Origin of the sequence: Citrobacter sp. L55, from assembly GCF_002850715.1 — a bacterium.
In the GTDB taxonomy this organism is placed as follows: domain Bacteria; phylum Pseudomonadota; class Gammaproteobacteria; order Enterobacterales; family Enterobacteriaceae; genus Citrobacter; species Citrobacter braakii.
In genome coordinates this window covers 496,719-520,204 of record NZ_KZ559401.1, presented here as the reverse complement: position 1 = coordinate 520,204, position 23,486 = coordinate 496,719, and the positions used below count along the sequence as shown (strand labels likewise).

At 54.9% G+C, this 23,486-nt stretch carries 28 protein-coding genes, 1 tRNA gene and 1 pseudogene; 13 read left to right on the top strand and 17 right to left on the bottom strand.

What is annotated here, in order from left to right; all coding sequences use genetic code 11:
* The first annotated feature begins 2 nt into the window (after nt 1–2).
* The 7 genes and pseudogenes from B9P82_RS09980 (at nt 3) to B9P82_RS09955 (ending at nt 2,168) form a co-directional block, all read left to right on the top strand.
* The gene (locus tag B9P82_RS09980; protein ID WP_000211838.1) at nt 3–461 is read left to right on the top strand and encodes an antirestriction protein; all 459 of its coding nucleotides are present in this window, start codon (nt 3–5) and stop codon (nt 459–461) included.
* A 15-nt stretch (nt 462–476) separates the two neighbouring features.
* Nucleotides 477–566 (top strand): annotated as a pseudogene (locus B9P82_RS28895) (hypothetical protein); the annotation flags it as partial.
* 57 nt (nt 567–623) lie between these two features.
* Nucleotides 624–1,100 (top strand): JAB domain-containing protein, encoded by a 477-nt coding sequence (locus tag B9P82_RS09975; protein WP_000811693.1) that lies wholly within the window; start codon nt 624–626, stop codon nt 1,098–1,100.
* Nucleotides 1,101–1,108: 8 nt separating this feature from the next.
* The gene (locus B9P82_RS09970; RefSeq protein ID WP_371412082.1) at nt 1,109–1,246 is read left to right on the top strand and encodes a DUF987 family protein; all 138 of its coding nucleotides are present in this window, start codon (nt 1,109–1,111) and stop codon (nt 1,244–1,246) included.
* Between the two features lies 1 nt (nt 1,247).
* Nucleotides 1,248–1,469, top strand: coding sequence for a DUF987 domain-containing protein (locus B9P82_RS09965; protein ID WP_007777714.1), 222 nt, complete (start codon nt 1,248–1,250; stop codon nt 1,467–1,469).
* 19 nt (nt 1,470–1,488) lie between these two features.
* Nucleotides 1,489–1,806 (top strand): type IV toxin-antitoxin system YeeU family antitoxin, encoded by a 318-nt coding sequence (locus B9P82_RS09960; protein WP_101700290.1) that lies wholly within the window; start codon nt 1,489–1,491, stop codon nt 1,804–1,806.
* 20 nt (nt 1,807–1,826) lie between these two features.
* A complete protein-coding gene (locus B9P82_RS09955) occupies nt 1,827–2,168 on the top strand; it encodes a TA system toxin CbtA family protein (RefSeq protein ID WP_006812012.1) in 342 nt (113 codons plus the stop codon).
* A 161-nt stretch (nt 2,169–2,329) separates the two neighbouring features.
* On the opposite strand, the gene B9P82_RS09950 is transcribed toward B9P82_RS09955, so the two are convergent.
* A tRNA-Ile gene (locus tag B9P82_RS09950) sits at nt 2,330–2,405 on the bottom strand.
* 125 nt (nt 2,406–2,530) lie between these two features.
* On the opposite strand from B9P82_RS09950, the gene mug reads away from it, so the two are divergent.
* On the top strand, nt 2,531–3,037 hold the full coding sequence (gene mug, locus B9P82_RS09945; protein ID WP_101700289.1) for a G/U mismatch-specific DNA glycosylase: 507 nt from the start codon (nt 2,531–2,533) through the stop codon (nt 3,035–3,037).
* Between the two features lie 45 nt (nt 3,038–3,082).
* Here mug and rpoD read toward each other — a convergent pair whose 3' ends face one another.
* From rpoD to rpsU, 3 genes are all read right to left on the bottom strand, one after another.
* The gene (gene rpoD, locus B9P82_RS09940) at nt 3,083–4,927 is read right to left on the bottom strand and encodes an RNA polymerase sigma factor RpoD (RefSeq protein WP_016154549.1); all 1,845 of its coding nucleotides are present in this window, start codon (nt 4,925–4,927) and stop codon (nt 3,083–3,085) included.
* A gap of 164 nt (nt 4,928–5,091) precedes the next feature.
* Entirely contained in the window at nt 5,092–6,837 is a 1,746-nt protein-coding gene (dnaG, locus tag B9P82_RS09935; RefSeq protein ID WP_003828467.1) for a DNA primase, read from the bottom strand.
* Between the two features lie 240 nt (nt 6,838–7,077).
* Entirely contained in the window at nt 7,078–7,293 is a 216-nt protein-coding gene (gene rpsU, locus B9P82_RS09930; RefSeq protein ID WP_001144069.1) for a 30S ribosomal protein S21, read from the bottom strand.
* Between the two features lie 235 nt (nt 7,294–7,528).
* Here rpsU and tsaD point away from each other — a divergent pair, with 235 nt between their 5' ends.
* Entirely contained in the window at nt 7,529–8,542 is a 1,014-nt protein-coding gene (gene tsaD / locus B9P82_RS09920; RefSeq protein WP_003024694.1) for a tRNA (adenosine(37)-N6)-threonylcarbamoyltransferase complex transferase subunit TsaD, read from the top strand.
* A gap of 48 nt (nt 8,543–8,590) precedes the next feature.
* Here the strand turns inward: tsaD and ureG are convergent, their stop codons facing one another.
* From ureG to ttdA, 10 genes are all read right to left on the bottom strand, one after another.
* Nucleotides 8,591–9,208 carry an urease accessory protein UreG gene (gene ureG / locus B9P82_RS09915; RefSeq protein ID WP_016157503.1) on the bottom strand — a complete coding sequence of 206 codons (618 nt, stop codon included), beginning with the start codon at nt 9,206–9,208 and terminating at the stop codon, nt 8,591–8,593.
* Between the two features lie 9 nt (nt 9,209–9,217).
* Nucleotides 9,218–9,889, bottom strand: a complete 672-nt coding sequence (locus B9P82_RS09910; protein WP_101700288.1) for an urease accessory protein UreF — start codon at nt 9,887–9,889, stop codon at nt 9,218–9,220.
* Nucleotides 9,889–10,347: an urease accessory protein UreE gene (ureE, locus tag B9P82_RS09905; protein ID WP_101700287.1), complete on the bottom strand. Its 459-nt coding sequence runs from the start codon at nt 10,345–10,347 to the stop codon at nt 9,889–9,891. The genes B9P82_RS09910 and ureE overlap by 1 nt, the downstream gene beginning before the upstream one ends.
* 9 nt (nt 10,348–10,356) lie before the next feature.
* Complete coding sequence (ureC, locus tag B9P82_RS09900) at nt 10,357–12,060, bottom strand: urease subunit alpha (RefSeq protein WP_019077710.1); 1,704 nt, start codon at nt 12,058–12,060, stop codon at nt 10,357–10,359.
* Entirely contained in the window at nt 12,053–12,373 is a 321-nt protein-coding gene (locus B9P82_RS09895; RefSeq protein WP_016154543.1) for an urease subunit beta, read from the bottom strand. Before B9P82_RS09895 ends, ureC begins: the two co-directional genes overlap by 8 nt.
* 9 nt (nt 12,374–12,382) lie before the next feature.
* Nucleotides 12,383–12,685, bottom strand: coding sequence for an urease subunit gamma (locus tag B9P82_RS09890; protein WP_016154542.1), 303 nt, complete (start codon nt 12,683–12,685; stop codon nt 12,383–12,385).
* A gap of 10 nt (nt 12,686–12,695) precedes the next feature.
* On the bottom strand, nt 12,696–13,520 hold the full coding sequence (locus tag B9P82_RS09885) for an urease accessory protein UreD (protein ID WP_200011998.1): 825 nt from the start codon (nt 13,518–13,520) through the stop codon (nt 12,696–12,698).
* A gap of 123 nt (nt 13,521–13,643) precedes the next feature.
* The gene (locus tag B9P82_RS09880; protein ID WP_101700286.1) at nt 13,644–15,107 is read right to left on the bottom strand and encodes an anion permease; all 1,464 of its coding nucleotides are present in this window, start codon (nt 15,105–15,107) and stop codon (nt 13,644–13,646) included.
* A gap of 48 nt (nt 15,108–15,155) precedes the next feature.
* Entirely contained in the window at nt 15,156–15,761 is a 606-nt protein-coding gene (gene ttdB / locus B9P82_RS09875; RefSeq protein ID WP_016154539.1) for a L(+)-tartrate dehydratase subunit beta, read from the bottom strand.
* Entirely contained in the window at nt 15,758–16,666 is a 909-nt protein-coding gene (ttdA, locus tag B9P82_RS09870; protein ID WP_016154538.1) for a L(+)-tartrate dehydratase subunit alpha, read from the bottom strand. The genes ttdB and ttdA overlap by 4 nt, the downstream gene beginning before the upstream one ends.
* Before the next feature lie 212 nt (nt 16,667–16,878).
* Here ttdA and B9P82_RS09865 point away from each other — a divergent pair, with 212 nt between their 5' ends.
* Nucleotides 16,879–17,820 carry an L-tartrate utilization transcriptional activator TtdR gene (locus B9P82_RS09865; RefSeq protein WP_016154537.1) on the top strand — a complete coding sequence of 314 codons (942 nt, stop codon included), beginning with the start codon at nt 16,879–16,881 and terminating at the stop codon, nt 17,818–17,820.
* Nucleotides 17,821–17,851: 31 nt separating this feature from the next.
* On the opposite strand, the gene plsY is transcribed toward B9P82_RS09865, so the two are convergent.
* Complete coding sequence (gene plsY / locus B9P82_RS09860) at nt 17,852–18,469, bottom strand: glycerol-3-phosphate 1-O-acyltransferase PlsY (RefSeq protein ID WP_016154536.1); 618 nt, start codon at nt 18,467–18,469, stop codon at nt 17,852–17,854.
* Nucleotides 18,470–18,575: 106 nt separating this feature from the next.
* Here plsY and folB point away from each other — a divergent pair, with 106 nt between their 5' ends.
* Both folB and bacA read left to right on the top strand, forming a co-directional pair.
* Nucleotides 18,576–18,944 (top strand): bifunctional dihydroneopterin aldolase/7,8-dihydroneopterin epimerase, encoded by a 369-nt coding sequence (gene folB / locus B9P82_RS09855; RefSeq protein ID WP_003828442.1) that lies wholly within the window; start codon nt 18,576–18,578, stop codon nt 18,942–18,944.
* 86 nt (nt 18,945–19,030) lie between these two features.
* Nucleotides 19,031–19,849 (top strand): undecaprenyl-diphosphate phosphatase, encoded by an 819-nt coding sequence (bacA, locus tag B9P82_RS09850; RefSeq protein WP_016154535.1) that lies wholly within the window; start codon nt 19,031–19,033, stop codon nt 19,847–19,849.
* Nucleotides 19,850–19,901: 52 nt separating this feature from the next.
* Here bacA and B9P82_RS09845 read toward each other — a convergent pair whose 3' ends face one another.
* Both B9P82_RS09845 and B9P82_RS09840 read right to left on the bottom strand, forming a co-directional pair.
* Nucleotides 19,902–21,137: a multifunctional CCA addition/repair protein gene (locus tag B9P82_RS09845; protein WP_101700285.1), complete on the bottom strand. Its 1,236-nt coding sequence runs from the start codon at nt 21,135–21,137 to the stop codon at nt 19,902–19,904.
* Nucleotides 21,138–21,198: 61 nt separating this feature from the next.
* Nucleotides 21,199–21,819: a TIGR04211 family SH3 domain-containing protein gene (locus B9P82_RS09840; protein ID WP_016154533.1), complete on the bottom strand. Its 621-nt coding sequence runs from the start codon at nt 21,817–21,819 to the stop codon at nt 21,199–21,201.
* A gap of 241 nt (nt 21,820–22,060) precedes the next feature.
* On the opposite strand from B9P82_RS09840, the gene B9P82_RS09830 reads away from it, so the two are divergent.
* Complete coding sequence (locus tag B9P82_RS09830) at nt 22,061–23,362, top strand: CYTH domain-containing protein (protein WP_049268736.1); 1,302 nt, start codon at nt 22,061–22,063, stop codon at nt 23,360–23,362.
* Nucleotides 23,363–23,486: the final 124 nt, after the last annotated feature.

Sequence of the window (23,486 nt, the reverse complement as noted above, 5' to 3'; positions counted from 1 at the left end):
CCATGACAACACAGACGCAGCACGACCTCGCACCCGCTAACCAACCCGAATTTGAACTGACCGTCACGCCGGTCCCCGATGAACAGCGTATCGATTTCTGGCCACAGTACTTTGGCGCTATCCCGCAGTGGCTACTCCTGGAGCCGCATATCTTCGCCTGGATGGACCGCTTCTGTGAGGGCTACAGCGGTGGTATCTGGTCGTTCTACACCCTCAGCAATGGCGGCGCATTTATGTCCCCCGAGCCTGACAACGATGAGACATGGCGTCTGTTTAACTGCCTGAACGGTAACGATGCCCAAATGAGTGCAGAAGCAGCAGGTATTGCTGTCTGCCTGATTGCGTATAGCCACCATGCCTGTCGTACAGAATGTGACGCGATGACCGCACACTATTACCGCCTGCGGGAGTATGCCATGCAACATCCAGAGGCTCACGCCATTCTGCGTATTATCGACTGACCGAAGGAGCAACAGATGAAACAGCTTTCCTTTTTACCCGGCGAGATGACGCCACAGGACCGGCGTCTCATTCAGCGGGCGCTCAGGGCTCTGGACCGCCACCTGCATGAGCCCGGCGTNCACGCCATTCTGCGTATTATCGACTGACCGAAGGAGCAACAGATGAAACAGCTTTCCTTTTTACCCGGCGAGATGACGCCACAGGACCGGCGTCTCATTCAGCGGGCGCTCAGGGCTCTGGACCGCCACCTGCATGAGCCCGGCGTAGCCTTCACCTCTACCCACGCCGTACGTGAATGGCTGCGACTGCATATGGCCGCGCTTGAGCGGGAAGAGTTCCGGGTGTTGTATCTGGACAACCAGAATCAGTTGATTGCCCATGAAACGCTCTTCACCGGCACGATTAACCGCACCGAGGTGCATCCCCGGGAGGTGGTCAAACGTGCTCTGCACTTCAACGCGGCGGCGGTGATACTCGCGCATAACCATCCTTCCGGCGAGACGACACCTAGCCAGGCCGACAAAACCCTCACGCAGCGACTGGTTCAGGTGCTTCAGCTGGTGGATATCCGTGTCCCTGACCATCTGATTGTCGGTGGCAGGCAAATCTATTCGTTCGCAGAACACGGTCTGTTGTGAGGTATGACATGAAAATTATCAGTAAACGCCGGGCAATGACGATATACCGCCAGCATCCTGAGTCCCGGATCTTTCGCTACTGCAGTGGAAAATATCAGTGGCACGGTAGCGTCTGCCATTACACCGGCAGGGANTGTGAGGTATGACATGAAAATTATCAGTAAACGCCGGGCAATGACGATATACCGCCAGCATCCTGAGTCCCGGATCTTTCGCTACTGCAGTGGAAAATATCAGTGGCACGGTAGCGTCTGCCATTACACCGGCAGGGATGTGCCGGATATCGCCGGAGTCCTCGCGGTATACGCCGAACGCCGCCAGGACCGTAACGGGCCTTATGCCTGCCTAATGAGTATTACCCTGAACTGACAATAAAAGGAGAGCCGCCATGACCCACATCAACTGGGGCCTGCAGCGGGCTATCACGCCGCGCCTGGGAGCCCGTCTGGTGCAGGAGGGTAACCGACTGCACTATCTGGCTGACAGGGCCAGCATCACCGGCAGGTTCAGTGACACCGAATGCCGGAAGCTGGATGAAACATGCCCGCACTTTATCCGCCAGATGGAGTCGATGCTAACCACCGGTGAACTCAGTCCCCAACACGCCCACTGCGTCACCCTGTACCACAACGGTTTCACCTGCGAAGCCGATACTCTTGGCAGTTGCGGCTACGTATACATCGCCATTTACCCCACTCAGCGTTAATTACCTTCACGAGAGTAAACATGAAAACTTTACCTGCAACAACTCAGCGGGCGGCGAAGCCCTGCCTAGCACCCGTGGCTGTCTGGCAAATGCTACTGACCCGCCTGCTGAAACAGCACTATGGTCTCACCCTCAACGACACACCGTTCAGTGAGGAACGTGTTATACAGGAACATATCGATGCCGGAATCACGCTGGCTGATGCCGTGAATTTTCTGGTGGAAAAATACGAACTGGTGCGTATCGACAGGAAGGGATTTAACTGGCAGGAACAATCCCCTTATCTCCGGGCTGTAGACATTCTGCGAGCACGGCAGGCAACTGGCTTGTTGCGGCAAAGCCGTAAAAATTCGGTACGGTGAATATTACAGGCAGTGCTACTGGCTTTCATCACTATCCGGGGATGCTGGCAGCGAGATGAAGAGGGCAGGGTAGCAATTCCTTACCTGACCCATTACCTGACCCAAATTGCATCCAAAGAAAAATGAGTTAGACGATTTCTCATCTAACTCCTTGTTTTATCTGGTGGCCCCTGTTGGGTTTGAACCAACGACCAAGCGATTATGAGTCGCCTGCTCTAACCACTGAGCTAAGGGGCCGTGGCGGTGGATTATAAAGTAACTCCGCGTTGCAATCCAGACATAAGCGTACGGATGCTGTTTTTATAAACAATGTATTTTCAGTCCGTTATACTTGTTCCTCTGATGTATTGATGGGAGTAATTATGGTTAAGGACATACTGGCGCCGGGGCTGCGGGTGGTGTTTTGCGGCATCAATCCGGGGTTGTCTTCCGCAGGTACAGGATTCCCCTTTGCACATCCCGCTAATCGCTTCTGGAAGGTCATCCATCAGGCGGGATTTACCGATCGCCAGCTCAAACCCGAAGAGGCGCAACACCTGCTGGACTTCCGTTGCGGCGTGACTAAATTTGTCGACAGACCGACGGTGCAAGCCAATGAAGTGAAGTTACAGGAGATGCGCAACGGCGGTCGTAAGCTCATTGAGAAAATAGAAGAGTATCAGCCCGCCGGACTCGCAATCCTTGGGAAGCAGGCATTTGAGCAGGGCCTCAGCCAGCGTGGGGCGCAGTGGGGAAAACAAACGCTGACTATTGGCGCGACGCAAATATGGGTTTTGCCGAATCCCAGCGGGTTAAGCCGGATTACGCTGGATAAACTGGTGGAGGCGTATCAGGAAGTGAATGACGCCCTGGCCAGGCGGGGACTATAAAGAAAAACGCCACCTTGCGGTGGCGTTTATGCTTATGCGGCGAGATTAATCGTCGAGGAAGCTACGCAGCACTTCAGAGCGGCTCGGGTGGCGCAGTTTACGCAGCGCTTTCGCTTCGATCTGACGGATACGTTCGCGGGTAACGTCGAACTGTTTACCGACTTCTTCCAGCGTGTGGTCGGTATTCATATCGATACCGAAACGCATACGCAGAACTTTCGCTTCACGGGCGGTCAGGCCAGCCAGAACGTCGTGCGTTGCGGCACGCAGGCTCTCGGTGGTAGCAGAATCCAGCGGCAGCTCGAGGGTGGTATCCTCGATGAAATCACCCAGATGCGAATCTTCATCGTCGCCGATCGGCGTTTCCATGGAGATAGGCTCTTTAGCGATCTTCAGCACTTTACGGATCTTGTCTTCCGGCATCAGCATGCGTTCAGCCAGCTCTTCCGGCGTCGGCTCGCGGCCCATCTCTTGCAGCATCTGACGGGAGATACGGTTGAGCTTGTTGATGGTCTCAATCATATGTACCGGGATACGGATGGTACGTGCCTGATCCGCGATCGAGCGGGTGATCGCCTGACGGATCCACCAGGTTGCATAGGTAGAGAACTTGTAACCACGACGGTATTCAAACTTATCAACCGCTTTCATCAGACCGATGTTACCTTCCTGAATCAAATCCAGGAACTGCAGACCACGGTTGGTGTATTTCTTGGCGATAGAGATAACCAGACGTAAGTTCGCTTCAACCATCTCTTTTTTCGCACGGCGGGCTTTCGCTTCACCGATGGACATGCGACGGTTGATGTCTTTAACCTGCTCGATGGTCAGGCCGGTTTCTTCTTCAATCTGCTGCAGTTTCTGCAGTCCGCGGTGAACATCATCTGCCACGTCGTGCAGTTTTTCAGACCACGGTTTGTTCATCGCGATTGCCGCGTTGAACCAGGTTTCGCTGGTTTCGTTGCCAGTGAACAGGGTGATGAAGTTTTTCTTCGGCATTTTGCACTGCTCAACGCAGAGCTTCATGATCAGACGTTCCTGAGTACGCACGCGGTCCATCATGACGCGCATGCTGTTTACCAGGTAGTCGAACTGCTTCGGCACCAGGCGGAACTGTTTGAACACTTCAGACAGCTTCTGAATTTCTTCCTGCGCGGCAGCATGGCTGCGGCCTTTCGCTTTGATGGTGTCGCGAGTGATTTCGTACTGAGTACGCAGTTCACCGAATTTTTCACGCGCTAATTCAGGGTCGATGCTGTTGTCGTCATCGCTGCTGTCGTCGTCATCTTCTTCATCTTCGTCTGCATCGTCATCCATCTCTTCCTGAGAGAGTTCAGAACCGACGTGTGTCGCCGTTGGCGCCATGTCTTCTTCCGCGTTCGGATCGACAAAGCCGGTGATCAGATCGGAAAGACGCGCTTCTTCAGCTTCTACACGATCGTATTGCTCAAGCAGGTAGGTGATGGCTTCCGGGTATTCGGCAACGGAGCATTGAACCTGGTTAATCCCGTCTTCGATGCGTTTAGCGATGTCGATTTCGCCTTCACGGGTTAACAGTTCAACGGTACCCATTTCACGCATGTACATGCGGACCGGGTCAGTTGTACGACCGATTTCGGACTCAACGCTGGACAGAACCTGGGCAGCCGCTTCTTCCGCGTCTTCATCGGTGCTGTTGGAGGTTTCAGCAAGCAGCAGATCATCGGCATCAGGTGCTTCTTCCATCACCTGAATACCCATGTCATTGATCATTTGGATGATGTCTTCGATTTGATCTGAATCGACGATATCTTCCGGCAGATGGTCATTGACCTCGGCATAGGTCAGATAGCCTTGCTCCTTACCACGTTGGACAAGTAGCTTCAGCTGTGACTGCGGGTTTTGCTCCATAAGACGGTATCCACACTTAATTCGTTTGATTGGTGTTGGGCGGTAAAACCGCCAACGGCAAAACGAGGGCATACTTATATTTTGCCGCTGCCTCTCCGTGCGGCTGTCGGGGGCTTCCCGAGCGATATTCGGCAGTTAAGCCGTTAAATACTTTTGTCTTTCTGTTATTTCTTGGCCAGTTCCTGGTTCAGCGTCCAGAGTTCCCGGCGTTCTTCGCTGCTTAAACCGTGTGTGCGCTCACGAGCTATCAACTCTTCCTGGCGCAGCTCAAGCATCGAATCAAACATATGGTTGAGTGAGTCGGTGAAGGTTTTTTCTGCGATATCTTTATCTGCTATATCGTCCCACATCGACAGTTTTTCAAGGGTCGCAGCATCATTTGTGCCACGATAGTGTTCTAAAAGTTGTCCGGTGGTCAGACCTGGCTGAGCCAGACAAGTGTTGACCAGTTCTCTGAATAAGCCAAGTCCAGGCAGCTTATTGCTATCCAGTGCGCCTAACGGCGGAACCAGCGGGGCGAGCCCCGGGTTCTGTACCAGCAACCCTATAAGTATACGCATGGTCGTACGTTTTAGCTGTGGAACAGGGCGGGAAGCCCCATTTTCTGCCAGTTTTGGCATTAAACGTTCAAGCTGGCTGTCATCAAGAATGCCGAGCTTGTTTCCCAACTCCTGTCGCAGATAAATGCGTAACGTTTCTCCTGGTACCTGAGTAATCAGCGGTAATGCCAGCGTGCTGAGCTGTGCGCGTCCGTCTGGGGTACTCAAATCCACCTGCGGCAACAGGCTGTTAAATAAAAACGCGGAGAGTGGTAGCGCCTGCTCCATCCGGGCTTCAAAGGCCTCTTTCCCTTCTTTACGCACCAGCGTATCGGGGTCTTCGCCGTCAGGTAAAAACATAAAGCGTAGCTGGCGTCCGTCTGTCATATAGGGCAGTGCGGTTTCCAGCGCGCGCCATGCTGCGTCGCGTCCGGCACGGTCACCGTCGTAACAGCAAATTACGTTGTTCGTCGCGCGGAACAACAACTGGATGTGATCGGCGGTGGTTGACGTCCCAAGGGATGCCACAGCGTAGTTAATGCCGTATTGCGCCAGCGCCACCACATCCATATAGCCTTCTACCACTAACAGGCGCTGCGGATCGGCGTTATCCTGCTGGGCTTCATAAAGGCCATACAGCTGGCGGCCTTTATGGAAAATATCGGTTTCCGGGGAGTTGAGATACTTCGGCAGGGCATCGCCCAGCACGCGTCCACCAAAACCAATGACCCGACCACGTTTGTCGCGGATGGGGAACATCACCCGTTCGCGGAAGCGATCGTAACTGCGTCCCTGATCGTTGGTGACCAACATTCCCGCATCGACCAGCGATTTACGATTCTCAGCATTGCCGCCAAACCGTTTCAGGACGTTGTCCCAGCCGGGGGGCGCAAAACCAATAGCAAAACGGGTGATCACGTCGCTACTTAATCCTCGCTTTTCCAGGTACTGGCGCGCGGGGGTAGCGGCGGGTTGCATCAAAGACTGTTGATAAAAAGTGTTCAGGCCGTCCATCAATTGATAAAGGCTTTGCCGTTGATGGCGCTCTATCTGACTAGGGCCACTGCCTGCTTCATAGGGCACTTCAAGGTTGTGCATTGCGGCCAGTTCTTCGACGGTTTCCACAAACTCGAGCTTGTCGTAGTTCATGAGAAAGTCGACGGCGTTGCCATGTGCGCCACACCCAAAGCAGTGATAAAACTGTTTCTCACCGTTTACGGTGAAAGAGGGGGTTTTTTCGTTATGGAACGGACAGCACGCGTGATAATTTTTGCCCTGCTTCTTCAGCTTTACCCGCGCGTCGATGAGATCGACAATGTCGGTTCTTGCCAGCAGGTCATTTATAAATACGCGTGGAATTCGTCCAGCCATATGCCCCGTTTATTTTTTTATGACTTATATACACAAAATCATTCAAGATGCTTCAAGACGGCAAGGGAGCGAATCCTCAGGAGCGTACATCAGTACGTGACTGGAGGGAACGACTGCAGCCAACGCAGAGGCAGCTTGAATGATGACGCGTATAAACGAAAACAAGCCGCGCATTCCTTCCGGAAGCACGGCCTTACAACTACAACTCTGTCTGAATTGAGAGCCTTGGCTCTCAATGGATTAGTACAGACGAGTACGGCGTGCGTTTTCGCGAGCCAGTTTCTTCGCGTGACGTTTCACAGCAGAAGCTTTAGCGCGCTTACGTTCAGTAGTCGGTTTTTCATAGAACTCACGACGACGAACTTCCGCCAGAACACCTGCTTTTTCGCATGAACGCTTGAAGCGACGCAGTGCTACGTCGAACGGCTCGTTTTCACGTACTTTAATTACCGGCATGTAACTCTCACCTTTATAAATTCGGTTTGCCGCTGGCATCAACGCCAGCTTATTTCAAAATGGTGCGGAATTTTACTGCAATTGCTGCTGCTTTGTAAAGCACCGACGCGATTTTGAAAGGGACTTTTATAAGGATAAGGAGTATACACGAGCGGAACTCCTGGGGCGAACAAAGTTTTACATCAACCCGCATTGGTCCTACACTGCGCGGTAATAGAGCGAGGTAAAACAAGTCATGCGTGTACTGGGTATTGAAACATCCTGCGATGAAACCGGCATCGCCATTTACGACGATGAAAAAGGTCTTTTAGCCAACCAATTGTATAGTCAGGTGAAATTACACGCTGACTACGGCGGCGTAGTGCCAGAACTGGCCTCGCGCGATCACGTACGTAAAACCGTACCGCTGATCCAGGCCGCGCTGAAAGAAGCGGGACTGACGGCAAAAGAGATTGATGCGGTGGCGTATACCGCAGGTCCTGGTCTGGTTGGCGCGCTGCTGGTCGGCGCAACCGTAGGACGTTCGCTGGCGTTCGCCTGGGGCGTACCGGCAATTCCTGTGCACCATATGGAAGGGCATCTGCTGGCGCCGATGCTGGAAGATAATCCCCCTGCTTTCCCGTTCGTTGCGCTGCTGGTTTCCGGCGGTCACACGCAGCTGATCAGCGTCACCGGTATTGGGCAGTATGAATTGCTGGGTGAATCGATAGATGATGCCGCCGGTGAAGCGTTCGATAAAACGGCCAAGCTGCTGGGGCTGGATTATCCTGGCGGCCCAATGCTGTCAAAGCTTGCATCGCAAGGCGTTGAAAAACGCTTTGTCTTCCCGCGCCCGATGACCGACCGTCCGGGTCTGGATTTCAGTTTCTCCGGCCTGAAAACCTTCGCCGCGAATACCATTCGTAATAACGAAAATGACGATCAGACGCGTGCAGATATCGCTCGTGCGTTTGAAGATGCTGTGGTTGATACGCTGATGATCAAGTGTAAACGCGCGCTGGATCAAACCGGTTTTAAACGTCTGGTGATGGCGGGGGGCGTGAGCGCTAACCGTACGCTGCGTGCAAAACTGGCCGAGATGATGCAAAAGCGTCGTGGCGAAGTGTTTTACGCGCGTCCGGAATTTTGCACCGATAACGGGGCGATGATCGCCTACGCGGGCATGGTGCGTTTTAAAGCGGGTGCAACGGCGGATCTTGGCGTGACCGTGCGTCCTCGCTGGCCGCTGGCGGAATTACCGGCGGCATAAGTACATAATATTGTAGGCCCGGTAAGCGTAGCGCCACCGGGCAATACTCTACTCCCGCAGCATCCCTTTCTCTTCCAGAAACGCGATAATTTTTTCCAGACCCTCTCCGGATTTTAAATTACTAAACGTCCACGGACGCTCGCCGCGCATGCGTAGGGTATCGCGCTCCATCACCTCCAGCGAGGCGCCCACGTAAGGGGCCAGATCGGTTTTATTGATCACCAGAAAATCAGATTTGGTGATCCCCGGGCCACCTTTACGCGGGATCTTCTCACCTTCGGCAACGTCGATCACATAGATCGTCAGATCCGCTAATTCCGGGCTGAAGGTGGCGCTCAGGTTATCGCCGCCGCTTTCCACAAAAATCAGATCCAGATTGCCGAATTTCTCGCTCAGCGCCTCTACGGCGGCCAGATTCATCGACGCATCTTCACGGATAGCGGTATGCGGGCAACCGCCGGTTTCCACGCCGACGATCCTGTCTGGCTCCAGGGCGCCTGCCTCGGTGAGAATGCGCTGATCTTCTTTGGTATAGATATCGTTGGTTACCACCGCCAGTTGATAGCTGCTGCGCATGGCTTTGCATAACGCTTCCAGCAGCGCCGTTTTGCCGGAGCCAACCGGGCCGCCAACGCCCACGCGCAGGGGATGCTTGTTGTTACTCATTTTTTCTCCTCAGGAGCGGAATAATCGGGAATATTGGGTTTCATGCCGGGCAGATGCGATGGCCGCCAACGGCGTTGCTGAGCCGAGGCTGGCGTCAGGACACGCCAGCGCCTGTGCCAGACCTTGCGCATACCGATTGCAGAGCGCAATGATCAAACGCTGGGCCGCCTGCTGCCCAAAAGGGACCAGTTTGACGCCAGCCATCACTGCGCTCTCAATCCAGCTGTAGCCGAGGCTTAACGCCAGCTCGGTCAGGGGGATTTTCCAGCGCACGCCCAGCCAGGCCATACCGCAGAGTTGGCTGTCGATAAAGAGCGCGCGCCACTCCCGCGAGCAATCCGCTTCCCAGTCGGTGACCAGCCGAGTAAACGCCGCGCCCCGACTGCGTTCTTCATCCCGTAGTTCGCGGGTTTCCCGACAGGCCAACAGGTAAGCGCTCCAGCGGCGTGCTGCAGCGAGATCGTCCTGCTCGCAGGCGCGATACAGTCTCGCCAGTAGCGGTAGGTCGACGGTAAAGAAGTTCTGCTCCATCTGCTGGATTTGCCAGTCAGAGAAGTCATCGGCGCTTTTCACCCAGCCGATTTCAACCGCCCACTCCAGACCCTGGGACCAGGTAAACGACCCCACCGGGAGAGCGCTGCTGGCGAGCTGCATCAGACGCAGCTGTTGGATGTTATGCATCAGTGCGCATGGGCGTGATGATGCCCGTGTGATTCACTGGCATAAGCGCCTGCTTCCGGTTCAAACGGTAGTTGAGCGAACGTCACCTCCAGGCTGAACTGGCGCAACATGGCGTCCAGCACATGATCGTGATGGTAGCGCAACTCATCCGGCAGAATTTGCAGCGGAACGTGGCGATTGCCGAGGTGATAACAGGCTTTGGCGAGCAGGAAAAGATCGGCGCAGCGCACCACGGAAACCGACTCCGGCGCGGCGATCACTTCGATCACCTCGCTGCCATCTTCGGTGGTCAGCAGATCACCACTGCGTAACAGCAAACCGCGCGGAAGCATTAGCCCGGCTTCGCGACCGTCGTTCAGCGTCACTCTGGCACGGCTTTTTACTCGAATATCAATGGGTAGCGTGACGCTTGCGGTGACGCGGTGGGCGTGGTCAAGGCGTTGGGTCAGGTAGATCATCGTCACTCCTCAAAACAGGAAATAGCGTTGCGCCATCGGCAAAACGTCTGCCGGTTCGCTGGTGATAAGTTCGCCATCAATGCGCACCTCATAAGTCTGAGCATCGACGGTGATATTGGGTTGCAGGCCGTTGTGGATCATGTCGGCCTTTTTCACCGTCCGACAGCCTTTGACGACGGCGATGGCGCTTTGCAAATTGAGCTGCTGCGGGATGTTTTGCGCGTTAGCGGCCTGCGAAATAAAGGTCAGCCGAGTACGATGCCGCGCCGCGCCAAGTGCGCCGAACATCATGCGGTAATGCACCGGCTGCGGGGTGGGGATCGAGGCGTTGATATCGCCCATCGGCGCACAGGCGATCATCCCGCCCTTTACGATCGTCGCTGGTTTTACGCCAAAAAAGGCTGGGGACCACAGCACCAGATCGGCCAGTTTGCCAGGCTCAACGGAGCCAACTTCGTGGGCGATGCCGTGGGTTAGCGCCGGGTTGATGGTGTATTTGGCGACGTAGCGTTTAACGCGCTGGTTGTCGTTGTCGCCTGTTTCTTCTGCCAGCGGACCACGCTGAACCTTCATGCGGTGCGCCACCTGCCAGGTGCGCAGGATCACTTCGCCCACGCGCCCCATCGCCTGTGAATCGGACGAGGTCAGGGAAAACGCGCCAATGTCATGCAGCACATCTTCGGCAGCGATCGTTTCCCGGCGAATGCGTGATTCGGCAAAGGCCACGTCTTCGGCGATATCCGGATCGAGGTGGTGGCAAACCATCAGCATGTCGAGATGCTCGTCGATGGTGTTGACGGTATAGGGCAGCGTCGGGTTAGTGGAGGAGGGCAGAATATTTGGATGCGCGCAGGCGGTGATGATATCCGGCGCATGGCCGCCGCCCGCGCCTTCGGTGTGAAAAGTATGAATGGTGCGATCGCCAATCGCCGCCAGCGTATCTTCAACGAAACCGGACTCATTGAGCGTATCGCTGTGCAGCGCCACCTGGATATCCATCTCCTCTGCTACTTCCAGGGAACAGTTGATGGCGGCTGGCGTAGCGCCCCAATCTTCATGGATTTTCAGGCCAATGGCGCCCGCGGTGATTTGCTCGCGCAGGGCGTCAGGGTTTGAGCCGTTGCCTTTGCCGAGCAAACCGATGTTAACCGGCAAGGCGTCTGCCGCCTGCAGCATGCGCGCGATGTACCACGGACCCGGCGTGCAGGTGGTGGCGTTAGTTCCTGCTGCCGGGCCGGTGCCGCCGCCGATCATCGTCGTTACGCCGGAAACCAGCGCCTCCTGTGCCTGCTGTGGGCAGATCCAGTGAATATGCGTATCCACACCGCCCGCGGTGACGATCTTGCCTTCCCCGGCGATGACTTCAGTTCCCACACCTATCGGGATCGTGACGTCGGGCTGAATATCGGGATTACCCGCTTTACCGATGGCGAAGATCCTGGCGTCCTTGATGCCGATATCCGCTTTCACGATCCCCCAGTGATCGACGATCAGGGCGTTGGTTATCACCAGATCCACACACGCTTGCGCGCGCATTTGTCCCTGACCCATGCCGTCGCGGATCACTTTCCCGCCGCCGAATTTGACCTCTTCGCCGTAGGTGGTGAAGTCTTTTTCCACCTCAATCCACAGGTCGGTATCCGCCAGACGTACCTTATCGCCGGTGGTTGGGCCAAACATGTCGGCGTACGCCTGCCGTGAAATTTCACTCATCATTTGCCTCCAGTGCCCCCATCACTTCGCTGCGAAAACCCACGATCCTTTGTGCGCCAGCGACGCGCACCAGTTCGACTTCGCGTTTTTGTCCCGGCTCAAAACGTACCGCCGTGCCCGCAGGAATGTTTAGACGAAAGCCGCGTGCAGCCCGCCTGTCAAAGCGCAGCGCCGGGTTCACCTCGGAAAAGTGATAGTGCGATCCCACCTGGATGGGTCTGTCGCCATGATTTTCCACCACGATCGTACAGGTTTCCCGCCCCTGATTGAGCGCGATATTGCCTTTGGCTATCTGATATTCACCTGGGATCATTGCCGCTCCTTAAACGATCGGGTTGTGGACGGTGACCAGCTTTGATCCGTCCGGAAACGTTGCTTCAACCTGAATATCTGGGATCATCTCCGGAACGCCTTCCATCACCTGATCGCGGCGCAGGACGTGACGCCCGTCTTCCATCAGCGAGGCCACGGTTTGACCATCGCGTGCCCCTTCCATGATGAAAGCGCTAATTAGCGCCACCGATTCCGGATAGTTCAGCTTCAGCCCGCGGGCCAGGCGACGTTCTGCCACCAGCGCGGCGGTAAACAGCAACAGCTTGTCTTTTTCTCTGGGGGTCAGTTCCATACGGGGTCTCTTAGGTTTGCCAGATTCGCGGTAGTACGGGCGGTTTGTGTGTCAAAAGCGGGCGCAGAAATTGCCAAATGTCACGCATAACGCGCTGAACAATCAGGTTGTCGTCGGCAAGAAAGCGGATCGTCAGCAGTGAGTCGTTAAGCGTTGCCCCGGCGTAATCGCCAAGCGGCGTCAGCCGCTCGCGCGTGCCTTCCAGCATGTTTTCAGTGGCCGGATAACACAGCAACGTGCCTACCCACGGATGGTGCGCGACGCCGCTCAGCTCCCCCTTCTGCAACTGCAAGCGCTCTATCAGCAGCGGCTGCCCATTTCGCCACACTTCCAGACGGTTTTGCAGCGTGCCGTGGCTGAAGGACTCCTGCATAACTGGTCGCCCGAGGCACAGCAGATCCCAGGCCAGCAGTCGACTCTCCGACGCGATGTGAAAGACGGACTGGATAGTGGCGTTGGCGCCAGGAAAGAGGATCGTATCCTGGGGGAGCCACTCCAGCGTGGCGTGCGGGGCGAGCGTGAAATGTTGGCGCAGCAACGCCTGCGGCCCACCGCTGCGATAAAACTTTCCCGCGCCGGGCTGGGTGATTAACGCATGACTGTTTTCGTTGAGAGTTACGGCAATGTGTAGTTCATCCCCGCCGACGATCCCCGCGGGTGGATGAAGCAAATAGAGGTGGCAGACGTCCTCTTCCGGGTAAAACGGACGCTGAACCGTCAATGGACCATGATGACGCGCCGAGGCGAGCACCGTGTTGTGCCCAGTGCGGGTGAAATGCAGATCCAGTTCGGCCTGCCAGCCCCGTGTGAGTGTCTCGTGCGCAACCGTGTCCAGAGCGTTTCCCTTATCAGCATGAGGGTGTTTGCATACAAAAAAGTATGCCTCAGCACATCGGGAAATCGATCATATGAGAAGCTTATGGATAAAGGGGCGACAATATGCCGCCCCAATGGTGTTTTACAGTAAAACGAGGGGCATCCAGACCAGACCGGTAATCACCAGCAGCACAAGGAAAATCAGGCCAAAAATAGCACCGAGTCGCCAGTAATCTACCGTCGGCAAATAGCCGCTGCCGTAGTAGATAGGGCTAGGACCGGTGGCATACGGGGTCAGAATGCTGCCGAGACCAATGGCTGCGCCGACCATCAGGCAGAAGACCGGGAGTGGGATTTCCGGCATCGCCAGCGCGGCGGCAATCATCATCGGTGCCAGGGCGGAGGTATACGCCGTGGCGCTGGCAAAGAAGTAGCGCAGCAGATAGAACACCACAATGAGCGCCACCATCACCATCATCGGCGAATAACCGCTCAACCCGTTTGCCAGCAGCTTGCCGAACCAGGTAATAAAACCGGTGTTATTGAGCCCGGTCGCCAGCGTTATCAGCGAGGCCAGCCAGAAAAAGACGTTCCACGCGGCTTTATTACTGACGATGTCATCCCAGCTAATGATGCGCAGTACCAGCATCAACGCCACTACGCTGTATCCGACCATCGCGGCGTCAATGTAATCGCCGCCGAAAATCCACAGCACCAGTGCGCCGACCATCAGCACCAACATCTTTTTCTCGCGTGCGCAGAGCGGTCCCATTGCTTTTAGCTCTGTATCCGCCCAGCGCGGAACCTGATCACCGGATTTCAGCACCGGTGGATACAACACGTACGCCAGCCAGGGCACAATCAGCACCAGTAAAATACTCAGCGGCAGCATGCCTAAGAACCAGTCGCTCCAGCTCAGCGCCGTGTGGGACGCGCCTTTCATCAGGCCGATTAACAGCAGGTTCGGTGCCATCGCCGTTAAGAAAATGGCGCTGGTGACGCAGTCGGCGACAATGCCCATCCACATAATGTACGAGCCAATGGAGCGAGAACTGGCGCTATTGGGCTGCGAGTTATACAGCGGCGGCAGGTTGCGGATAATCGGGTAGATTATTCCGGCCCCGCGCGCGGAGTTGGACGGCGTGACGGGAGCGAGGATAAGTTCAGAGAACATCACCGCATAGCCGAGAAACAGCGTCCGGTGCCCCATCTTTTTCACCAGCATCAGCGCGATACGTCGACCGAGCCCGGTTTTCTCATAGCCGGTACCAAACATAAAGGCCGCGAAGATAAGCCAGATTACCGAGTTTGAAAAACCTGATACCGCCCATGACAGCGATTTGGCGGTAAATTTAAAACCGTCCTGCGCGAGTTGCTCCGGGCTGAACAGCAGCCACGGTGAAAGGACGGCGATGATCGAAATGCCAATCATCGCTACCACCGCGCCCGGTACAGGTTCCAGAATCAGCCCCACAATCACACCGGTAAAAACGGCAAAATAGAGCCAGGTGTGGCTCTCAAGGCCGTTGGGGACGGGCAGTACAGCAATAATGGCGATGACCACCAGCGGAGCCAGGTATCGCCACCAACCAGCTAAAGGTGCCATTGTTGTATCCCTACGAAAAGGGAGAGGCGCAGCGCCTCTCCGGGAGGGTTATTTGATGTAGTGCACGTGCTCGCAGATTTCATCGACGATAGGATCGCGACGTTCAGCGAACAGCTTTTTGTTTTCGGCGATCAGGTTATTGCCGTGGGTGTCGATGGAAACGATCAGCGGGCCGAACTCTTTAACCCGACATACCCACAGGGACTCCGGCATGCCAAGTTCGGTCCAGTGTACCTCTTCGATCTCTTCAACCTGGGTTGCCGCCACGACCGCACAACCTGCCGGGAAGATTACGTGCAGCGCTTTAAACTGTTTGCAGCCTGCTTCCGTTAGCGGTCCCATGCCGCCCTTGCCGACCACCAGTTTGACGCCCGTCTGCTCGATAAAGTCTTTCTCAAACGCTTCCATACGCATGCTGGTGGTTGGGCCAACGGAGACCATCTCCCATTTTTCACCGTTCTTACGTACGATGGGCCCCGCGTGGAAAATGGCTTTGCCGTTCAGGTCATAAGGAATCGGGCGCTTCAGTTCGATCAGGCGGCGGTGACACACGTCACGACAGGTCACCAGCGTACCGGTCAGGTAGATGACATCGCCAACGCGAATGTCGGCCAGATCTTCGGCTTTGATCGGGGTTGTGAGGATCTTTTTCATAACGCGCTCCGGGTGTGAGACAGGTTTTCGAAGGAGAGGTCAGCATGAACCAACAGCGTGCCGCGACGGTGTGCCCAGCAGCCGGTAGAAACGGCAACGCCGATAGTCGACGGATGGCGTGCGGCGGATTCGATATGCACGCCCATCACCGAGCTATTCCCGGTCAACCCTTGCGGGCCAATGCCCAGACGGTTCAGCCCTTCTTCAAGACGCAGTTCCAGTTCGGCCGCTTTTGGATTCGGATGACGTGATCCGATAGGACGTAGCACCGCTTTACGAGAAAGGACGGCGGCGGTTTCCACGGAGGTGGCAATACCTACGCCCACCAGCACCGGCGGGCAAGCGTTGACTGCCAACGTGGAGATATTTTCGAAGACAAATTTCACCACGCCCTCGTAGCCTTCAGAAGGCATTAACACTTTTGAACGTCCCGGCAGCGTACAACCGCCGCCTGCCATGTAGACTTCGATTTCCGCGTCGTCGTTATCAGGGATGATGTCCCAGGTGACCCACGGCACACCGGTACCGGTATTTTTGCCGGTATTCACTTCGTCAAAAATCTCGACCGCGTTATGGCGCAGCGGCGCTTTTACCGTGGCGTCTTCAACGGCCTGTTTCAGGATGCTTTGCAGTTCGCCCAGCAGCGGAAAACGGGAGCCGACCTTCACAAAGAACATAATCTCGCCGGTGTCCTGACAGGCCGGACGGTTCAGGTCGATAGCTTTCTGCATGTTGTCAAACATGGTGTGGTAGATGATTTTACCCATCGGCGAAGTTTCGCCTTCACGCAGCTGTTTTAATTTATCTACGACGTCGTCAGGCATGCGGGTAGAAATCATGGCGGTAAAATCGGCGACAATGTTTGTCAGCGTAGTTATCGCATTTTGGTTATTTTGATTGCTCATCTTGTTAACTCCAGTTCTTTTATTTATCTGGAAATAAATTCTCCGCCACAAACTACCACTAAAAATGTGGTTTTATATTATTTGCCACTGTGAATATCCAATTAACAGATCGTGAATGATGTTCAGATAAGCAATAAAAATTGCGCAAAGGCAGGGTTTAATACGCATGAGGGAATTACACTGCGGTTAACAACTTTACGGATATACCGATCATGCTGAACACGTATCCCCTCGCGAAAGACCTGCAGGTCCTGGTTGAAATTGTTCATAGCGGCAGCTTCAGTGCCGCCGCCGCGGCGCTCGGCCAAACGCCCGCGTTTGTGACGAAACGCATTCAGATCCTTGAGTCAACGCTGGGGACGACGCTGCTAAGCCGCTCCGCGCGCGGCGTGACACTCACGGAGAGTGGTCAACGTTGTTATGAACATGCGCAGGCTATTCTTGCGGGCTATCAGCATCTGGTCGATGACGTCACGCAACTCAAAACGCGCCCGGCAGGGATGATTCGTATCGGCTGTAGCTTTGGCTTTGGGCGCAGTTATATTGCACCGGCTATTACCGAACTGATGCATAGCTATCCTGAATTACAGGTGCATTTTGAACTTTATGATCGGCAAATTGATTTGGCGCAGGATAATATCGATTTGGATATTCGTATTAATGACGAGATTCCGGATTATTATATTGCGCATTTGTTAACGAAAAATAGAAGAATATTATGTGCAGCGCCGACGTATTTACAAAAATACGGTGAGCCGACAACGCTGCAGGAATTAAGTCGTCATGATTGCCTGGTCACTAAAGAACGCGATATGACCCACGGGGTGTGGGAGCTGGATAACGGCCAGGAGAAAAAGTCGGTCAAGGTGGCGGGACATCTTTCCTCTAACAGCGGCGAGATTGTGTTGCAGTGGGCGCTACAGGGAAAAGGGATTATGCTGCGTTCCGAATGGGACCTGCAGCCGTTTCTGGCAAGCGGTGAACTGGTGCGCGTGCTGCCGGACTATGCGCAAAGCGCCAATATCTGGGCGGTTTATCAGGAGCCGCTGTATCGCAGCGTGAAGCTTCGGGTGTGCGTGGAGTTTCTGGCGACGTGGTGCCAGCACCGATTAGGCAAACCGGTAGAGGGGTATCACATTCCCCACGCCGGATAAGACGCTGTTACGTCGCTATCCGACATTAAAATCACTCAGGGTCTCTTTCGCGTTTTTTCTTCAGCTTGGTCCAGATCTTTGGCTCCTGACGACGCCACAGACGCTGAATGTTGTCATGGTGGCGTAACAGAATTAAGCACGACAGCATGGACACCGGGAAAGTGAACTGGGGATTGAACCACCAGACGTAAAAGGGGGCGATCAGCGCGCTGACGATAGCGCCTAGTGATGAATAGCCGCTTAATAAGACGGTCAGCAGCCAGGTTCCGGCCATCACGCCGGTTAAATCCCAACCAATCGGCGCAATTGCGCCAAAGGCGGTGGCAACGCCTTTCCCACCTTTAAAGCCGAAGAAGACCGGCCAAATGTGACCCAGACAGGCGGCGATCGCGATCAATCCCAGCCAGAAGGGGCTAATGCCTAGCGCATAGGCACCCCAGACGGGTAACATACCTTTCAGGACGTCGAAAATCAGCACCGCGACGGCGGCTCCTTTGCCACCGATGCGCAATACGTTTGTCGCGCCCGGATTCCCAGATCCGCTGTCACGCGGGTCCGGTAATCCAGCAAGGCGGCATACCAGAATAGCACTGGAAATTGAGCCACAGAGGTACGCGAAGATAATCATTCCAGGCGCGATTGCACTCATAAGCTGTTCCGTTTTGAAAATGTCGTGTAAAACGCTACTTCTGTGGATAATACGCATATTTCGCCGGAAGTGGTATCCGGGTTAGCCAAAAAGCAGGCAGGTCGTGATGGATATTGTATTTATAGAGCAACTTTCTGTAATCACCACTATTGGTGTTTACGACTGGGAACAAACGATCGAACAACAGTTGGTGTTCGATATCGAAATGGCGTGGGACAACCGTAAATCGGCTAAAAGCGATGATGTGGCTGATTGCCTGAGCTATGCTGATATTGCTCAAACGGTTGTTAATCATGTGGAAGGCGGGCGCTTTGCGCTGGTCGAACGCGTGGCGGAAGAGGTGGCGGATCTGCTGCTGAGCCGTTTTAATTCTCCATGGGTGCGGATCAAACTCAGTAAACCTGGCGCGGTAGCCCGTGCGGCCAACGTCGGGGTTATCATTGAGCGTGGCAATAATCTGAAAGAAAATAATTAAAATAATAATATCTAAACCAAACGGGTATAAAAGGGTCTTTATGTCGGCTCGTTTTCGCCGTGGTTTATCTATCTAGAGGTTCATTAATGAGTGATATGCACTCGCTGCTGGTGGCGGCAATTTTGGGTGTGGTCGAAGGATTGACGGAGTTTTTACCCGTTTCCAGTACCGGCCATATGATTATTGTTGGCCACTTGCTGGGTTTTGAGGGTGACACCGCAAAAACATTTGAGGTGGTTATCCAGTTGGGCTCTATCCTGGCGGTCGTGGTGATGTTCTGGCGACGTCTGTTTGGCCTGATTGGCATTCACTTCGGTAAGGTCCCACATGAAGGCACTGGCAAAGGTCGGCTGACGCTGGGCCATATCCTGTTGGGGATGGTTCCTGCCGTCGTACTGGGACTGATTTTCCACGACATCATCAAATCGCTGTTTAACCCGATCAACGTGATGTATGCGCTGGTGGTAGGGGGCGTGCTGCTGATTGCCGCAGAATGCCTGAAGCCGAAAGAGCCGCGTGCGCCGGGTCTGGATGATATGACCTATCGCCAGGCGTTTATGATTGGCTGTTTCCAGTGTCTGGCGCTGTGGCCGGGTTTTTCTCGTTCCGGGGCGACGATTTCTGGCGGTATGCTGATGGGAGTAAGCCGTTACGCGGCCTCCGAATTCTCCTTCCTGCTGGCCGTGCCGATGATGATGGGCGCAACGGCGCTGGATCTCTACAAAAGCTGGACGTTCCTCAGCGCATCAGATATTCCGATGTTTGCAGTTGGTTTCGTGACGGCGTTTATCGTGGCGTTGGTGGCGATCAAAACCTTCCTGCAGCTGATTAAGCGCATCTCGTTTATTCCGTTTGCGATTTACCGCTTTATTGTGGCGGCTGCCGTTTACGTCGTGTTCTTCTGATTTTACTAGCTTGCCGGATAGCGGCGTTAACGCTTATCCGGCAATGCACTGTCTACGCTTTCGGGCAACGTTGTTCTTTCCAGTCGGCCACCGCCGCGATCCGACGCCGGGTCAGTTCCTCGCGAATAGCCTGACCTTTGAATCCCGCCTCAACGACGTCTTTCGTTGGTACCGCCTGCGCAACCTGCCAGGCTTCACGCAACAGCGTGCCTTGCGGATAATCCGCCGCTTCAAAACCGGTTCGCCCACGCACGTCGGCCTCGCTGGTCAGGGCGATTTGCTCCACGCGCTGCGGTTTGCGCCAGGCATCGATGGAATCAAACAGCTTAACGATGGTTTTCGGCTGCAGGATCGGGAAGGTATGAATGAGGTCGTGGAACTCGGCTACCAGTTTGGCTAAATCACGGATGTCATTCGGCACGCGCAGGCGTTGGCACAGTTGCTCGACCAGCTTCACGCCAGCCGGACCGTGACCGTGGTGGCGTGGCCACAGCGCTTTTGGCGTCAATGCCTTGCCAAGATCGTGGCACAGCGTGGCGAAACGCACGTCGACCTCCGGACTTAACATGGCCGCCATCGACAGCGTCATCAGCGTGTGAATACCGGTATCAATTTCCGGGTGCCATTGCGCGGGCGCGGGAACGCCAAACAGAGCATCTACTTCCGGAAACAGGACGTGCAGTGCGCCGCAGTCGCGCAGGACCTGAAAAAATACCTGTGGGTTGCGGGTGGTTAAAGCACCTTCTGTTTCTTTCCACACCCGCTCTGGCGTCAGGTGTTCCAGTTCCCCTGCGGCGTTCATATCGCGCATCAGCGTCATGGTTTCTTCAGCGATACGAAAACCGAGGTGCGCATAGCGGGCAGCAAAGCGCGCCACGCGCAGCACGCGCAATGGATCTTCGCTAAAGGCGGGGGACACATGGCGTAGCAGACGGTTTTCCAGATCGTCGCGTCCGTTATACGGATCGATAATCTCGCCGTCGTCATCGCGGGCCATTGCGTTGATGGTCAGATCGCGACGCTGAAGATCGGCCTCCAGCGTCACATCCGGCGCGGCGTAGCAGGTGAATCCGGTATACCCCGAGCCTGATTTGCGTTCGGTACGCGCCAGCGCATACTCTTCCCGGGTTTGCGGATGCAGAAACACGGGAAAATCGCGCCCTACCTGCTGGTAGCCCGCGTCGAGCATCTCTTGCGGCGTGGCGCCGACAACAACCCAATCTTTATCTTTAATCGGTAGCCCTAATAACGCATCCCGAACAGCACCACCGACCAGATAAATCTTCACGCCACTTTCCTTTTGAAATTATGATCCCTTAATCATATGTCAGTGCGGCGGAGAAGGCGATTCAGTTCATCCAGCGATCTTTGCGTTTACGGCTGGGGATCATGTGTGGCAGAACCAAGCCGAGCAACAAACCAAGACCCAGCACGCCGCCGCCGTACATAAACCACTGCATGATGATGGTGCGCTGTTTGTCATCAAGCTGAAGGTTGGCTGCGCTGACCTTCTTTTGCGCCACGATAAGCTCGTTCCTCAGCTTCTGGTTTTCTTGTTTCAGCCCGTCGATTACGCTGTCGCTTTGCGACACTTTTTGCTGCATATCGGCGGTGCGCTGATTCCACGTGGTGTCGATATTATTGAGCTTATCGGTCAAGGTCTTAACCTGGTTTTCCAGATCGGGAACGCGGGTACGCAGGCTCGGCGTACTGTTCAGCTCTTTCAGTGGGATCCAGGCGGTACGTCCGGTGCTGTCTTTCACCTGGGCGTAGTTAGTGTTGGCATCGGTCTGTAATAGCGTGACTTCCTCGCCGGCGTTAACCGTACCCACGAGGCGATAATTATCTCCCGGACCGCTGCGGACCCAGGTGTTCAGTTCGTCAGAAACATAGCGCTTTTCTTCGGCATGAGAGACTGCAGTGGCGCTAAGTGCGAGTAAAGTTAATCCAATCAGGCGTAATTTTGGCATCAGGCTGTCGTTATTGTCATAGAAAGTGGAACGATAGTAGTGGCATCAGTGTCTCTACGCAAAGCATTCGACATCAATCGGAATCATCTGTGTCCTTTTTGCCACCACTCGAAACTTTTACGCCCGTCAAATTGCTCGTTGCATGGCAATTTGGCGCAAAATACTATCTACTGACCATAAAGAACGAGCTTAGTTCGCAGTCAGTTTTCTCAACTGTGACATAACCCATAAGTACAAGACCATGGCCCAGGAAATCGAATTAAAATTTATCGTCAATAGTGACGCTGTAGATGCGCTACGTGAACGTCTGAATACGCTGGGGGGAGAGCATCATGCGCCCAGCCAGTTGCTGAATATCTACTACGAAACGCCCGATGCGTGGCTGCGTGGTCACGATATGGGGCTGCGTATTCGCGGTGAGAACGGTCATTACGAAATGACCATGAAAATTGCCGGACGAGTGACGGGTGGCCTGCATCAGCGGCCGGAGTTTAACGTTGCGCTGAACGCGCCAGAGTTGGATCTCTCCCTGTTTCCAACGGAAGTCTGGCCTGATGGCAAACTGCCCGCTGAACTTGCCTCTCAGGTACAGCCGCTCTTCAGCACCGATTTTTACCGTGAGAAATGGCACCTTGATATCGACGGTAGCCGCATTGAAATGGCCCTCGATCTCGGGGAAGTGAAAGCGGGCGAGTTGGCTGAACCTATCTGTGAGCTTGAACTGGAGCTGTTAAGCGGCGATACCCGTGCGGTATTGAAGCTGGCAAACCAGCTGGTATCGCAAACCGGTTTACGCCAGGGCAGCCTGAGTAAAGCGGCGCGCGGCTATCATCTGGCTCAGGGGAATGCACCGCGTGAACTCAAACCGACGCGCATTTTGAAGGTTCCGGCAAAAGCGAGTATTGAGCAAGGGCTGGAAGCGGCGCTGGAGCTGGCATTATCACAGTGGCAGTACCATGAAGAGCTGTGGGTGCGTGGCGTCAAAGGGGCGAAAGCCGAGGTGCTGGCTGCGATGGGCCTGGTGCGTCACATTCTGATGCTGTTTGGCGGTAATGTGCCGCGAAAAGCGAGTGCTCACTTACGTGATTTGCTGACCCAGTCGGAAGCGATCATTGCGTCTGACGTTTCTGCCGTTTCCGCGGTTTACAGCACGCAAACGGCGATGGCCAAGCTGGCGTTGACCGAATGGCTGGTGACCAAAGGGTGGCAGCCGTTCCTTGATGCGAAGGCGCAGGGTAAAATAGCCGACTCCTTTAAGCGTTTCTCAGATACCCATCTCTCGCGCCATGCCGCTGAACTGAAAACAGCTTTTGCTCAGCCGCTGGGCGATCAGTACGCCGATCAACTTCCGCGCCTGACGCGCAATATTGATAGCATGCTGATGCTGGCGGGATACTACGACGAAAATGTCGCATCGGAATGGATCGCCACCTGGCAGGGTTTACGTCACGCCATTGCGGCTAACCAATACATTGAAATTGAACACTTCCGCAACGAGGCGATTGCTTTGGAACCGTTCTGGTTGCACAGCGGAAAACGATAATCAGGGTGAGGCCGGGATGCCTGATGGCGCTGCGCTTATCAGGCCTACGCGATGGGCGGAAGCGTCATGTAGGCTGGATAAGGCAACATGCCGCTGCCCGGTACTATTCAAAGGATAATCCATA